Origin of the sequence: Kitasatospora sp. NPDC101801 (genome assembly GCF_044766665.1) — a bacterium.
Classification (GTDB): Bacteria; Actinomycetota; Actinomycetes; order Streptomycetales; family Streptomycetaceae; genus Kitasatospora.
The window spans coordinates 1-14106 of sequence record NZ_JBIWML010000075.1; the positions used below are offsets into that span (position 1 = coordinate 1).

Consider the following 14106-nt stretch of genomic DNA (forward strand, 5'->3'; position numbering starts at 1 on the left):
ATCGACACGAACGGCCCTTCGGACAGGGAGCTGAGCTGTCCGCAGACGAGGACCTGAACCGTCCGCTCAACAGGATTTACAGGTGTCCGCTCACATGAAGAGAGACAGTTCGGGGTGGTGGGTGCCGCGGCCTGCGCGTAGGTCGCGGGCGGCGAGGGCGAGGGCCCGTAGCTGGGTGCCGCCGCCGGTGATGGCGACGCTGCGGTTGTGGCTGAGGTGGTGGATGGCTTCGGTGAGGGTGGCGGTGTTGGTGCGGCACAGCACCGCGTCCGCCCCAGGGAGCGGTCCGATGACGGTGTCGGCGCCAGCGTGGCCGGACAGGCGCAGGGTTGAGCCGGTGGCGGCGAGCCACAGGTTGGCCTCGTCCGCGAGGGCGGGGCCGAAGCGGAAGGACTGGGAGAGGGTGAGTTGGGTGCCGGGGGCGCGGTTCATGATGTCGCGGGCGCCGCGCCAGGCGTAGATCTGCTGGGCTGAGTCGCCGACGAGGACGAGCTGGGTGTGGCCGTGCTGGGCGGCGATGACGGATTCGAGGACGGGGTTGGTGTCCTGGGCTTCGTCGAGCAGGAGGTAGTCGCCGGGCAGGCGGGGGTTGGTGAGCTGCCACATCTTCAGGTAGTGGTCGTGCTCGAAGCGGATCTGTGTGCCGGCCGGGGCGCTGATGTCCTGCCAGGCGCGGCGGGCCAGCGGCAGGACGGCGCGGGCGACTTCCGCGTGCAGACGCGGCTCCTCGGCGCCGCGCTGGAGGGGGACGTGATCCTCGGTCAGTTCGGTGTCGGCGGACCAGCAGTAGGCGCGGACGGTGCGCAGGGTGATGTGGGCGAGGGTCCACGGCTCGAGGACCTTGCCCTCGCCCAGGCTGAGGGGGCGGGTGATGCCGAGGGCGGTGGCGACGGCGTGGGTGGGGATGCGGGAGCCGCCGAGGCGGTGCTGGTAGGGGGCGGCGACGGCGCGGAAGGCCAGGGAGTGAGCGGTCGCGCAGCGCACCCGGTCGGGGAAGGTGCGGGCGGCTTCATCGGCGACAGATTTGTTGAACGCCAGGTACAGGCCCCGTCTGGGGGTGGAGTCGGCGAGCAGGCGCAGGGTGGTGGTCTTGCCGGTGCCGGCGCCGGCCTGCATGACCAGGTCCTGGCGGGCGGCGAAGCCGGCCAGTGCGGCGGCCTGCTCCGGCGTGGGATCGAACATGAAGGGGCCTCTCGACTCATGCTTCGCGGGGGAGGGTTCAGAGCGTGTATGGGTGGTGGAGTGTGCAGCGCAGCAGGCCGCTCGGCGCTTCCTCGAAGTGCCGCAGCCACCCCGAGGTCTGTATCAGCGTCAGGGCGTCGAGCAGGCCGCCTGGGGTGAGACCGCAGCCGCGCGCGGCGCTGTCGGGGTCGAGCAGGCAGGAGGCATCGCCCGGCTCGCACCAGGCGGCGACGGTGAGGGCGGCGAGGCGGACGGCGGGGTAGTGACGGCGCAGCTGAGGGTCAGTGAGAAGCCGCTGCGCGCGGTGGCCGGCGCGCGGCCGCGGCGAGAGCGCCAGCTCCGGGAACAGCAGAGCGGGTCCGCCGTTTCCTGGCGGGATGAAGTGCAGGCCGGCGGTGTCGAGGAGTTCGTCGACGGCGTTGTCGGGGAAGCTGAACCGCAGGGAGCGCAACCAGCCTCCCGGCAGGGGAGCGCGGCCGCCCGCCCTCAGTCGCAGCACGCACAGCACGGCGAGCAGCCGCGCCTCGACACCAGTGCTGCCCGGCAGGAGCGCCGCGGTGTAGCCGAGGGCTGCGCGGACAGCCAGGTGCCGCACCTCGGCTGACCGCGCCTCACCCCCGCCCCGCCCTCGCGTACCGATGGCTGCAGCCGGAACAGGGCCCGGCCCCGAACTGGCAGGCAGGGCGACCTGTGCGGCGCCGGGGACGGCGTGGGCGCAGCCGCGGCACATGTCCGCCAGGAGCCAAGTCCGAGCACCCCGGTGTCGGAAGAGCACCAGGAGCACCTCGCCGTCGCAGCCGCGGTGACGCCCGTGCCAGTGGCAGCCGCCCTCCCGGCACGCGCACGTCCGCAGGTGGGAGGGCAGGCGTTCCCGCCCGGCGTGGGTGCCGAGGTGACGCACCGCCACCTCCCGCAGAACGCCGCCCGGCGGCAGGGGCCCGGGCCCGCCGCAGCCTGCGGCGGTGCAGCGCACCGAGCGGCGGTGCGGGTCGATCACCACCGACCACACACCGCCGCCCGGAGCCGGCGTGCCGCCACCGCGCATCCCGGTCCTCTCCGCCGCTTCCAGTGGGAAATGCCGGGACGATTCGCCTGCCGTCCGGGCGGCGGACACCCTAGTGCAGACCCCTGCCCTGCCCGCTCATTCCACGAACCGGGCCAAATAGGGCAGAGGTCTGCACTGACAGGGCAGGGGTCTGCACCGTGCGATAGCACAGTGATCACCCCGCCCCCCGACCCCAACCTCACCGCGCTACGCCTTGCGCTCGCGCGGCTGCGGGCGGACCGCGGCTGGACCTACGACCACCTCGCCGAACGCAGCGGCCTCTCCCGCCGCACCCTCATCGAAATCGAGCAGGGCCGCACCATCGGCACCCTCGCCACCTGGCACGCCCTGGCCCACGCCTTCGACGTCCCCCTCGGCGACCTCGCCGCATCCCTCTGCGACGGCCACACCCCACCACCCGGCACCTGATCGGATGCCCGTCGGTATCACCCGAACGGGAACCAGGAATCGAACGCCCATCCCACCCTCGCGGTGAAACCGGCACCGAAGCGGCCAGTCGGGCGACATTCGCCGCCAGCTCCACCGGTTCGTACCCTGCGTGCCGTCACCGTCGCGCGCGTGACCCACATCCCCACCGCGCCGGGCTACAACTGGGACGGCAGCCGCACAGGCCGCACCCCCAGGCGCCTCCTGCGTATCCACCCCGACAGCCTCACCACCCTCATCCGCGCCGCCCGAATGGGCATCTGCCGCTCCTGCGGCAACCCGGTGGAGTGGTGCCAGCGCGCGGACGGGCGTCAGCTGCCCCTGCATCCCGCCGAACTCCCCGCCCGCCACGTCCCGCCCTACGCCCGCTGGCACCTCGCCGCCGGCATTGCCCACCCCACCGACGACGGCACCCCCTGGTGCCGCATCGCACACCCCCTCATCTGCCCCGCCAGCCCACCTGGCCCAGGCCAACCCTCCACACCCCAACTCCGCGACCTGCGCCGCCACCTGGCCATCCGCACCCGCCGCCTCACCGACAACGGCTTCCAGTCAGCCCCACCACGACCTCCAACCCCACCGGAGCCACAGCGAACTGACGCCCCGTGGCGCCCGGTCGTCCGCCTCCTCCACACCACCTACCTCGCCCCCGCACCACTGACCGACCTGCGGTGCACTGCCCAGACCCTGCGCCGCGCCCGCTGCCTCAACCCCGTCCACGACCACCACGTCCCTTCGGGCCAGTGGAGGCTGCTGCCCGTCGACGAAACGGCACCCCTCGGCCGCCAGCGGCACCTGGCGGCACACCTCGTCGGCGTGCTCATGGCCGTCTACGACCTCACCGACCTGCCCTATGGCGAGCAGCTGCGCTGGCGCGGTCAGCGCTGCCCCGCCCACGCCTCCACCCAGGCAGCGGACGTGGCTCTGGCGCGATGGGAGATCTTCGACCCCTTTCTTCACCACCAGCACATCCGCACCAGCCTGCCGTCCAGCGATGGAAGGGCCCCAACTCCGTGAGCGTGTCTGCAGTTGCGCTGTACCGTGACGACGGACGAGAAGGAGGACTCGTTGACTGCGTCGTCCGGCCACGCCAGTCCCCGGCAGCCGCCTCCCGGCCGGGAGGCGGTTTGGCTGCTGAGAAAGCTCCGCGCCAGCGAGCAGGCCAACCGCTGGGTCCCGGAGTTCGTACAGGACTGGGGCCGGGCGCTGGACGAAGCCCGGCACAGCTACGACCTCACCCCTATGTACCGGTCGTACAGATCTGGCAGGAGCGTCTGGATGCCGCGCCCGCCACGACGCTCCCCGCCGCCGCCCGCAGAGCGACCCAAACTCCCGGGCCCGGGAGACTAGGACACGGCCAGCCCGGCCAGCCCTCCTGCGTACGGTTTCCTCGGGGCGGGCATTTCCCATGCCTCTGGCGATCAGGTGACGACCCATCATGTCCCGTGTCGGACCGGGGTGACGACATTCCCCGCACACGTTCCCCGGCGTCCGGCTGGTCCCCTGTGAGGCATCGGCGCCGCGTCCGCCCCGGCCCGTCATCGGCGGTGGGGAGGAGGGAGTGTGGGCCGGGCGTGGGTGGCGCGCTGCAGGTCCTGGTGAACGTCGGGGCCTGGCGCGGCGGGCGGCGCTGTTCGATGAGGCACGGGTACCGCTGGCGGCGGGTGTGGAGGTGACGCGCCCGGCCGTGACGCTGGACCGGGAACTGCTGGACGCGCTGACCGGCTCGACCCCGGGCTGCCAGCCTGCGGCACTGGTCTCTTATCAGCCAACCGGCCTGCTTTATGGGTCGATAAAACTAGCTGGAGTGGCTTATAGTTGTGCGGGTCTGGGGTCGGATCTGAGATGGGAGGGGTCGTGCTGGCAGTGGATGTGCGGCAGTCGCTGAGAGACGGGGAGACGGTCCGTCAGGCCGCGGCCCGCTGGTGGCGTTTCGGCGCGCAGACGGTCGCCGACCACGGGGACTTCCTGCTGGCGTTCGTCGACGGCGGCGTGTGCGTGGGGGCGTTCGAGATCTGCGGCGCCACCACCGACCCCGAGGAGGGCGGCAAGTACGTCTTCGACCTGGCGCCGGCCGAGCGGTTCCAGTGGGCACTGGGTCAGCGTCTGCCGTTGCCGCCGGGCCGCAACCCCGCCCGGATCCTGACCGGATCCGCGCTGCGCGAGTTCCTCGACGCCGCCCCCCACCCCGCCACCGCCCCGGTGACGACCGCGGGGCAGGAGCGGTGAGCGCCACCCCTGACCCGATCGAGGCACTGCTCGGCGCCGGCCCCCGCCGCGCGGAGCCGCTGCCCACCCCGGCGGAGCGAGTGAGGCTGCGCACCGGGTACGGCCTGACGAAGGCCGAGACCGCGAAGGCGCTGGGAGTCTCGGCGAGCACCGTCACGGCCTGGGAGACGGGCCGGCACGACCCGCAGGGCGATGCCCGCACCGCCTACGCCAAGCTCCTGCAGGGCATCGCCGCGCGCCTCGCCCCGGCAGCTGAGCTGCCGCCGAGGCCCGCCACCGAGGCCGCGGGCGTCCCCGTCGCGGCGCCGCAGGAACTCGCAGGCCCGGCCCCGGCGCAGCTTGTGACGGTGGATCAGAACGCGGACGGCTCCCCGCTGATCGCGGCCCCGGCGGCGTGCGTGCGGTGCGGGCAGCCTTCCGTCTACCGCGCCCAGGGCACACCGGTGCACCTGGGCGGGTTCTGCAGCCCCGGCACTGCCGCCGCGGCGGCACGGCCGGACGCTTCTTCGGCCACGTCGGTGGCACCAGCGCCCCAGGCCGCTGCCGCGCCCGCCGCCAACCCCGCACTCGCTGCCGGTCCTGGGGCGCCCGGCCGCCACCCGGCCCTGCCGCGTCCAGCCGCCCCAGCGTCCCCGCGGGCGCGCAAGGCCCCCGCCAGGAAGACCCAGGCTGCGCCAACGGGCTCTGCGGACTGGGAAACGGCGGCTGCCGCACGCTTCCCGTCCGGTCCGCTCGCCGTGCTCGACGTCGGCCCAGACGGCCGGGGCCTGGCCGCCTACCGCGCCGACGGCACCCTCGCCGAGACGGCACCGCCGCAGCGCTCACTGGCGGCCGTCGTCCAGTGGGCACTGGAAGAGGGATACGGCTCGCCGCGCCTGCACCGGTACGGCAAGGACGGCGACGCCCTCCTCGTACTCACCGACGCAGCGCTCGCCGACCTCGGCCTACCTCCGATGGGCCGGGACGAGAAGGCCGACTTCGTCCCGCGCCTGGGACGCCTCCCGGAGTCCCACAAGCAGGTGAAAGCACTGACCAAGGCCGGGTGGCTGCTCACCCAGCGCGGCCTGGGACCGTGGGCGCGGATCTACCGCACCCCCGAGGACGGCAAACGCCAGTGCGTCCAGCTGTGCGTACCCGCCTGGGGCGCACTGGACTCGGGTGGCTGGGCCGTCCCCGAGGGCCTGGACACCCCAGGGCTTGCCCGTCTGCTCGGCACCTACGCTTCCCGGGTCCTCACCCCGCGCGGCTCCACCGCCGTCTCCGGCCTGGAACTGGTGACCGCACTGCGCCCGCCGACCCGCGCCGTGCGCACCGAGTCCGGCTGGGTCTCCGGCGCGGTGGAGGGCTCCCGCAGCAGGGCGTTCGACCCGGCGCCGCCGGAAGTACCCGACGTCCACCCCCTCGCCGAAGGCCGCGACCCGCACGACGTCCTGGTCACGGAGGCATGGGACTGGCACCGCCCCCTCACCGACACCGAAGCCGCCGCGCCGTACGCGGTGGGCCTGGACGTCAACATGGCGTTCCTCGCCGCCGCCGGCCGTCTGGTACTGCCCCTGTCCGAGCCGGTCCACGAACTCAACCCGGCCTTCGACAAGAAGCTGCCCGGCTCCTGGTACATCGACCTCTCCGGTATCGACACCGACCCGCTGCTCCCCAGCCCGTTCACCGCCGACGGCACCCGCCCCACCGGACCCGGCTGGTACTCCACCGCCAAGGCCGCCTACGCCCTCGAACTCGGCGCGGACGTCCGCCCCACCGAAGGCTGGTTGCGCCACGAGAGCGGCCCCTACCTCGACCCCTGGCACAAGCGGCTCCGCCAGGCGTACCTGGACACCATGGCCGCCCTCGGCATCACCCCCGCCCTCGCCGACACCGACCCGCTCGCCTTCCTCGACGCGATGGCCCGCCTCAAGCAGGGCGACGAGGCCGAACTGGCGGTCCTGGCCGCCATCAAACAGACCGCCAAGGGCACCGTCGGCAAATTCCGCGAACGCCCCCGCCAAGGCTGGAAACCCGGCCAGCGCTGGCCAGCGCTGGAGCGCCCGACCTGGGACCCGCTGATGCGCGCCCTGGTCATCGACACCGCCACCGTCAACCTCCACCGCAAGCTCCGCCGCATGGCCACCGAAACCGGCCGCCACGCCTTCGCCGTCCTCTCCGACTGCGCCGTCTTCGCCGCACCCGGCCCCGCCGCCCCCGACGCACTCACCCGCCCCGACGGCACCCTGACCACCTCGCTGCGCCTGGGTGTCTCGCCGGGGCATGTGAAGTTCGAGGGGAGCAGGCCGATGACCGAGGTGCGCCGGCTGCTGGCCGAGGGGGCCAATCCCGGCCGCCATATCAAGAGTGGCGGGGCCGTGTCCGCCGACGAGTAGCGGTTCTGGGCCGTTGCCGGGCGAGGCGGCGGCCCCATCCCAGCAGAGGACGACCCGTCATGTTCGGTGGTGGGTATCGCCGTAGGAGGAAGGACACCGGTATGGGGGAGATCGACGAGGGCCTGGAGCGCTCCGAGCGCACCCGCCCGATCCCGCAGTCCGTGCCCGCCCGGGTGCGGTTCCTGCTCAAGGGCGCCAAGGGCTCCACCAAGCAGCTCGCCACCGAGCTCGGTGTCTCCCAGCGCACCGTGCAGCGCTGGCTCAAGGGCCAGGGCACCCCGAAGCCCGCGGCCGCGAGGAAGGTCGAGCAGCAGGTCCGCGCGAAGTGGCAGCCGAAGGTAAGGCAGCGGGTCCGCCGCCAGGCGGAGAGGGCCGGCTTCCTGCTGACCATGTCCGGCACCTTCGGCTACAGCGCGGCCGGCAAGTCCACCGACGACCCGCGCCCGCGCCTGATCACCCAGCAGATGCCCGGCGACGTCGCGCGCCGCCTCTACGAGGCCCGCGACGCCGGAGCCACCCAGACCCAACAGGAACAGCTCCTCGCCAACGCCCTTCAGGAGCACTACTTCAAGACCTCCCCAGGCGGCGGCATCCGCGCGGCGGGCCTGACATGCGAACTGAACGACGTCGCCTGGATGGACATCCAACTCTGACAGCACTGCTCGTCGGTGAGTTGCCTGCGCGTCACATTCAACAGTCCTACCGGGTTCCGCCCCAGGGCGAGGGCAGAACCCGAAGGTTGATCACAACACCACACAGGCCCCAGTACCGCGTGAGGCAGGCATCAACCTTGGGTGGGTCTGGGCGGACTGGTCCAGCGCGTCTCGCTGACGATCGGCTGGGCCTGGCAGACGCTGCTCGCCGTGAATGTTTGGCAGAGCTGACACCACATCCCGCCGCCGTGCTCGCCGACGAGGCCCGCCAGCACGAGCAGCTGCGCACCTTTCTGCAGGACTGGCCGCGAGCCGGGAGCTGAGAGAGCCCGCCGCCAACAACACGCCGTGAGGCGACTTCTTCGCCGATGCCGCCGAAATGAACTCCCGGCGGCATCGGCGCGCGGCCGCGCCCGTAGCCACCCAGGACGGGCGCCCGCACCACTGACAGCTGCGCGGCGCACCCGAATCCGGTCGGGCACGGGCGAATTGCGTATGCCCCGCCACTACCCGCACCCGGTTGCCGTAGCGTGACGGGCGACGAATGGAGGACCGAATGAGCGCCCAGCCCGACCACGTTCCCGCCCCGCCGCAGCCTCCGGCCCCGGCCGCCGCCGCGCGTCTGCTCGCCCGGATCCGGGCCGACCACGACAGGGGGCGCGCAGCGCGGTGGGAGCCCGCGTTCCAGCGGGACTGGGACAAGGCGCTGGAGGACTCGCGCGTCCTCTACGACCTGACGCCCCTTCACGAGCTCATCCGCACCTGGCAGAGTCGGCTGGACACTGCCCCGGCCGTCGACGCCTTCTTCGCCGCCGGCATGGACCAGGAGGACGGCATCGCCATCGAAGACATCATCGGACCCCGCCCGTGACGACGCCCTGGCCGGCCCACATGTCCTCCTCGGCGGCCAAAATCCTCTCCGCCCTGCCGCCCCACGCCCAGGAGATGGTCCGCGACGTCCTGGACATCGCCTCCCGCACCCCGTGGGGCTGGCCGCAGTGGGACGCCACTGACCCGGACGGCGACGACGTGCGCACCGCGGCCGTCGGCCAGCTCACGGTCGTCTACCTGGTCAACCGCGCCACCGAGCGCCTGCTCGTCGTCGACATCGTCTGGCTCGGCTGACCTCCCGCAGTCTGCTCCGGACGCTTCGGGCCTTCCGAGCGCAAACACATGCGGATCACGCCGCATCGGTCGGCGCTACGGCTGCCCGGGCACAGGCAAGAGCTCAGCCAGGGCTCATGCCTGGCGGGGATGCGCTGGTGGAGCAGCAGGGCCAGTCCCGACCACTTCCGGCAGGTGGCCGACCGCCGCAGGTCCGGCACCGAAAACGCCGCCTGCTCCCCGGCTGCCGCCAGCACGACTGGTGCTCTGATCGCATGGGTTCACCGGGTTGCTGGGTGCCCCTCGAGGGTGGCTCGGCGGGCGGTCAGGCCTTGGTGACAACTCCGGTCCACCAGTCAGGTCGATCTGGGCTGCCGCGCACCGGCCGCCGCCGACAGCGAAACGGCCGAATCCACCCGCGCCTAACAGCACCGCTTCCCCGTCAGGATGCACAAGGTCCGACAGTGGTACCCAAGTGCAGGTGAGCACCGGATCATCTGGCGCGGCCCTTACATCAAGGGCCCTGCTGACGCCCCGCTCCGTATCACGGAGAAGGCCTACGCAATCGGTTGACCACAGACAAGCGGCGCTGCATTGACAGACTCTGACGATCAGACAGTTCTCCGGTTCGTCCACACTAGCCGCTCCCAGAGGGTGGCTTTATACGTGAGTGGTGAGAGCACCTGTCGCTCGGCGGCGAGAGCGCACCGTGCCACGGGAGAGTGATGTCGCCGGGTTTCGAGAACACCTGGGTGCTTGCCTCGGGACGATGGTTGTGCTCTGCACGATGAGGGGGCCCGGGTGCTGCCGAAGTCCAAGGTCGATCTGTACGTGGCGATCCGCCGTGACTCGCGTTCCGGTCTGTCGAACCGCGCCCTGATGCGGAAGTACGGCGTCGGCTTCCTGACGGTGAAGAAGGCCCTGGAGTCGGCGTGGCCCGAGCCGCGCAAGAAGCTGGCGCCCAGGGCGACGCGGCTGGATCCGTTCAAGCCGCTGATCGACCAGATGCTGCGGGCGGATCTGGACGCCCCGCGCAAGCAGCGGCACACGGTGAAGCGGATCTTCGACCGGCTGGTGGACGAGCACGGCGCCGACGAGGTCTCGTACCAGATGGTCCGCGGCTACGTGGCCGAGCGCCGCGGGGAGATCCGTCTGCAGGCGGGCCGCGGGGTGGTGGACGCGTTCATCCCGCAGACCCACAAGCCCGGCGCGGAGGCGGAGGTCGACTTCGGTGACGTGACGGTGCGTCTGGCCGGCGAGTTGGTGACCTGCTACCTGTTCGCGTTCCGGCTGTCCTACTCCGGCAAGGCGGTGCACCGGATCTTCGCCTCGTGCGGGCAGGAGGCGTTCTTCGAGGGCCACGTCCACGCTCTCAACACGCTGGGCGGGGTGCCGACCGGGAGGGTCCGCTACGACAACCTTAGGGCTGCCGTTGCCCGGGTGTTGGGCTTCTCCCGGCAGCGGGTGGAGGCTGAGCGGTGGACCGCGTTCCGCTCGCACTACGGCCTGGATGTCCTCTACTGCCAGCCCGGCATCGGCGGCGCGCACGAGAAGGGCGGCGTCGAGGGACAGATCGGCTGGTTCCGCCGCAACCACCTGGTCCCCGTCCCCGAGGTCGCGACGCTGGCCGAGCTCAACGCGATGATCGACCGGTGGGACGAGGAGGACGAGGCCCGCCGGATCCGCTCTCGGCCTCGCACCATCGGCGAGTACTTCGCCGCCGAGCGGTCGCTGCTGGCGCCGCTGCCGGAGGAGTCGTTCGAGACGGGCCGGCTGTTCACCCCGCGGGTCGACCGATACAGCCAGATCGGGGTGCGCAACAACCGCTACTCGGTGCCGGTGCGGCTGATCGGCCGGACGGTGAGGGTGATGCTGCACGCCTCCGAGCTGGTCGTTTACGACGGCCGGGAGGAGATCGCCCGGCACGAGCGGCTGATCGCCAAGGGCGGCACCCGGCTCGATCTGGACCACTACCTGGAGGCCCTGGTCCGCAAGCCCGGCGCTCTGCCCGGGGTGAACCGGCCGCTCGACCAGGCCCGCTCGACCGGCCGGTTCACCCCGGTCCATGACGCTTGGTGGGCGGCCGTCCGCAAGGCCCATGGGGAGCGCGAAGGCACTCGCGCGCTGATCGAGGTCCTGCTGCTGGGCCGGCACCTGCCCCACGAGCACCTCGTCGCCGGCCTCGCCGCCGCCCTCCGTTCTGGCGCGCTGACCGCCGACGCGGTCGCGCTGGAGGCCCGCAAGGCCGCTGAGGCCGACACCGGGACTCCCGCAGAACCGCGGCCGCCCGCCACCGGCCGGGCGACGGTGACCTCGCTGACCGAGCGGCGCCTGGCCCAGCTGCCGCTCGACACGAGGCCGCTGCCCTCGGTGGCCCACTACGACCAGCTGCTGCGACACCGCCGACCGGACCGTCCCGCCCCTTGAAGGAGAACACCGTGACCTTCCCCCGCCAGCGAGGAATCACCGAGCAGGCCGCCACCGCCGCCATCGACCAGGCCTGCCGGATGCTGCGGCTTCCCACCGTCCGATCCCAGTTCCCCGAACTCGCCGAAAGCGCAGCCCGCGAGCAGATGTCCTACCTCGGCTTCCTCTCCGAGCTGTTGATGTCCGAGTGCGACGACCGGGCCCGGCGCCGCTCGGAACGGCGGATCAAGGCCGCCGGCTTCCCCCGGGACAAGTCCTTGCGGAAGTTCGACTTCGACGCGAACCCGAACATCGACCCGGCGGCGATCCACACCCTCGCGACCTGTGAGTGGATCAAGAAGAGTCTGCCGCTCTGTCTGATCGGCGACTCCGGCACCGGCAAGTCCCACCTGCTGATCGCGCTCGGCACCGAGGCAGCGATGGCCGGCTTCCGGGTCAAGTACGTGCTGGCCACCAAGCTCGTCAACGAGCTGGTCGAGGCCGCGGACGAGAAGCAGCTGGCCAAGACCATCGCCCGCTACGGCCGCGTCGACCTTTTGTGCATCGACGAGCTGGGCTACATGGAACTCGACCGCCGGGGCGCCGAGTTGCTGTTCCAGGTCCTGACCGAGCGCGAGGAGAAGAACAGCGTGGCCATCGCCTCGAACGAGTCGTTCGCCGGCTGGACCAAGACCTTCACCGATCCCCGGCTCTGCGCTGCCATCGTCGACCGCCTCACCTTCAACGGCACCATCATCGAGACCGGCACCGACTCCTACCGACTCGCCAGCACCCGCGCCCGCGCCGAACAGCAAGCAGCTGCCGGCTGACCCGCCTGGCCGCTCACAGAGCGATCGGCCGATAGCTGAGGGCCTCGTCGACGATCTGCTCAGCCGAGCCGTCCCGGAGTTCGACCGGAGGATGAAAGATCAGGTCACTGACCCGGGGATGCGGCACGTTCGCTTCAAGAAGCCGCAGGTAGTAGTCGCACTCCGGGTCACCGGCGAGGATCCTGCGGACGACTTCGACGAGTTCGTCCGTGGTGACGTCAGCGATCCGGGGCCGAGCTGGCCGGGCAGCCTCCAACGCAAACTCGCCCAAGCTCCGGCTGCTGTCGTACTCGGCGAAGTTCAAGGCCACATAGTCGTGGCCCGTCTTCGCGTTGAATGCCTTGATCTCGTCGTCCACGCTCTCGTCCCCGACGAGCACAACCTCGGCGATCCGCTCGATCTCACGGCTGAGCTCGTCCAGCCGCTGCCGACTCACCGACGGGGGAAGCAGTTCCGCTCTCAGGTCCATGGCCCCCGATTATGCCGTCGGCCCCCGACACGGCCTTCACAGTGCTCTCGGTTCTCACCGACATCTCCCGGCATCTCGATCATGAACCGCTGCCAGAACTCACCGATACTCGCTCTCCGTTTTCACCTACGCAGCCACAACGCCTGACCCCCGAGCAGTACACCCACTACCTCCAACTCCTCGCCGACACACCACGCTGACCCAGTGTCGGAGCGGTCTCAAGACGCGGGCCGACCCTCGGCGCGCGTTGTCGGCACGCCGCAGGGCAGGAGAGGCCATGGCGGTCGTCCTCCCCACCGCCCGAAACGGCAGGCCCACCGGGGGCGGTGATGCCTCCAGGGCACGCACTGCGACGAGGAGTAACAGCAGGGCTTCACCGGCAGCGGTGGCATGGGCCGGGCAGGTGTGTCGGGCCTGCCTGGCGGGCTCCTGCGTTCCGTCAGGCGCCGCTGCTGTGGCTGATCAAAGCGGTGCCGTAGGCCAGGCTGCCGAGCACCAGGCTGCAGGGAGTGGCCGGCTGGCCGTCGGACATGGTCACCGCGAAATGGCCTTCCAGCATGGCCACCAGCGTTTCGGCGTCACGCAGGTCGGTTTCGTACCGGGCGTCGTGGTCGAAGGGGATCGCGTCGTCGCCGCCGTGGGCGGCTTCCTGGGCCGCGCACTGGTCCTCGTAGGTCGCACCAAGGCTGATGCGGGTGGAGCCGTCTGTGTGGGCGCCGATGTACAGCAGGGCCTGCCGTGGCTGGTAGTCCAGGAGAAGGGCGTTGACCTCGTCGGCAGTGCGGTGCGCCGCCAGCAGGGCTTCGGGCTCGGCGCTGCTCAAGTACCTGGTCAAAGCCTTGGTGATCTTCTCGGTGCTGACCCCGGCTCGCTGCGCGGCGCCGGCCAGGTGACGGGCGGAGTGCTGGAGTCGGTTGATGGCGGCACACGTGGCCCGGAGCAGTGGTTCGGTGAGCCGCTCGGGGGAGACCTCGACGGTGGTGAGGTGCGTTGCTCCCTGGTCGATCCGCACCCGGATCTCAAAGCTCCCGTGAGTGAGCCCGTAGGCGTCGTGCATCTGCTCCACCAGCGGGTCCAGACAGACGTCGGTCTCCTCCTCGGCCAGCTCGGTCAGGGAACCCGAGTGGAACTCGACCTCGGAGACCCGGTCGTGTTCGGAGCCGGGGAGCAGTTCACCGACGGGAAGCCAGGGCCCCCACTGCCCGTTCGGGGGGAGGTCTTGCAGGCGGGCCTCGAACCACCAGGTCAAGTCCCACCAGGGCGGGGTCTGTCCAGCCAACGGTGTAACTCGGGTGAGTGAACTACCGGCGGCCGACGGAGAGTCGGCCGTCGAAGGCGATGTCGAATGCCTGGAGTGCGGGCTTCC

General features: G+C 71.4%; 14 protein-coding genes. 10 read left to right on the forward strand and 4 right to left on the reverse strand.

From position 1 onward, the window contains the following. Positions 1–90 precede the first annotated feature (90 nt). On the reverse strand, positions 91–1182 hold the full coding sequence (locus ACIRPK_RS36145) for a UvrD-helicase domain-containing protein (protein WP_403047011.1): 1092 nt from the start codon (positions 1180–1182) through the stop codon (positions 91–93). 37 nt (positions 1183–1219) lie between these two features. Further along, on the reverse strand, positions 1220–1777 hold the full coding sequence (locus ACIRPK_RS36150) for a hypothetical protein (RefSeq protein WP_403047014.1): 558 nt from the start codon (positions 1775–1777) through the stop codon (positions 1220–1222). 621 nt (positions 1778–2398) lie between these two features. On the opposite strand from ACIRPK_RS36150, the gene ACIRPK_RS36155 reads away from it, so the two are divergent. The 10 genes from ACIRPK_RS36155 to istB all read left to right on the forward strand — a co-directional run bounded on the left by ACIRPK_RS36155 (position 2399) and on the right by istB (position 12271). Next, positions 2399–2656: a helix-turn-helix transcriptional regulator gene (locus ACIRPK_RS36155; protein ID WP_403047017.1), complete on the forward strand. Its 258-nt coding sequence runs from the start codon at positions 2399–2401 to the stop codon at positions 2654–2656. A gap of 150 nt (positions 2657–2806) precedes the next feature. Further along, on the forward strand, positions 2807–3691 hold the full coding sequence (locus ACIRPK_RS36160; RefSeq protein WP_403047020.1) for a DUF6083 domain-containing protein: 885 nt from the start codon (positions 2807–2809) through the stop codon (positions 3689–3691). A 24-nt stretch (positions 3692–3715) separates the two neighbouring features. Beyond that, on the forward strand, positions 3716–4024 hold the full coding sequence (locus ACIRPK_RS36165; protein WP_403047022.1) for a DUF6247 family protein: 309 nt from the start codon (positions 3716–3718) through the stop codon (positions 4022–4024). 507 nt (positions 4025–4531) lie between these two features. Then, entirely contained in the window at positions 4532–4903 is a 372-nt protein-coding gene (locus tag ACIRPK_RS36170; RefSeq protein ID WP_403047025.1) for a hypothetical protein, read from the forward strand. Next, positions 4900–7278, forward strand: coding sequence for a telomere-associated protein Tap (tap, locus tag ACIRPK_RS36175; protein WP_403047028.1), 2379 nt, complete (start codon positions 4900–4902; stop codon positions 7276–7278). The genes ACIRPK_RS36170 and tap overlap by 4 nt, the downstream gene beginning before the upstream one ends. Before the next feature lie 101 nt (positions 7279–7379). Then, positions 7380–7931, forward strand: coding sequence for a telomere-protecting terminal protein Tpg (gene tpg / locus ACIRPK_RS36180; RefSeq protein ID WP_403047030.1), 552 nt, complete (start codon positions 7380–7382; stop codon positions 7929–7931). Between the two features lie 556 nt (positions 7932–8487). Next, the gene (locus tag ACIRPK_RS36185; RefSeq protein ID WP_403047033.1) at positions 8488–8802 is read left to right on the forward strand and encodes a DUF6247 family protein; all 315 of its coding nucleotides are present in this window, start codon (positions 8488–8490) and stop codon (positions 8800–8802) included. Next, positions 8799–9056: a hypothetical protein gene (locus ACIRPK_RS36190; protein WP_403047035.1), complete on the forward strand. Its 258-nt coding sequence runs from the start codon at positions 8799–8801 to the stop codon at positions 9054–9056. Before ACIRPK_RS36185 ends, ACIRPK_RS36190 begins: the two co-directional genes overlap by 4 nt. Before the next feature lie 783 nt (positions 9057–9839). After that, on the forward strand, positions 9840–11462 hold the full coding sequence (gene istA, locus ACIRPK_RS36195) for an IS21 family transposase (protein ID WP_403047046.1): 1623 nt from the start codon (positions 9840–9842) through the stop codon (positions 11460–11462). Positions 11463–11473: 11 nt separating this feature from the next. Beyond that, on the forward strand, positions 11474–12271 hold the full coding sequence (istB, locus tag ACIRPK_RS36200; protein ID WP_403047038.1) for an IS21-like element helper ATPase IstB: 798 nt from the start codon (positions 11474–11476) through the stop codon (positions 12269–12271). Between the two features lie 13 nt (positions 12272–12284). Here istB and ACIRPK_RS36205 read toward each other — a convergent pair whose 3' ends face one another. Together ACIRPK_RS36205 and ACIRPK_RS36210 are read right to left on the reverse strand one after the other, a co-directional pair. Beyond that, positions 12285–12740 (reverse strand): hypothetical protein, encoded by a 456-nt coding sequence (locus tag ACIRPK_RS36205; protein ID WP_403047040.1) that lies wholly within the window; start codon positions 12738–12740, stop codon positions 12285–12287. A gap of 439 nt (positions 12741–13179) precedes the next feature. After that, complete coding sequence (locus ACIRPK_RS36210; protein WP_403047043.1) at positions 13180–14019, reverse strand: hypothetical protein; 840 nt, start codon at positions 14017–14019, stop codon at positions 13180–13182. Positions 14020–14106: the final 87 nt, after the last annotated feature.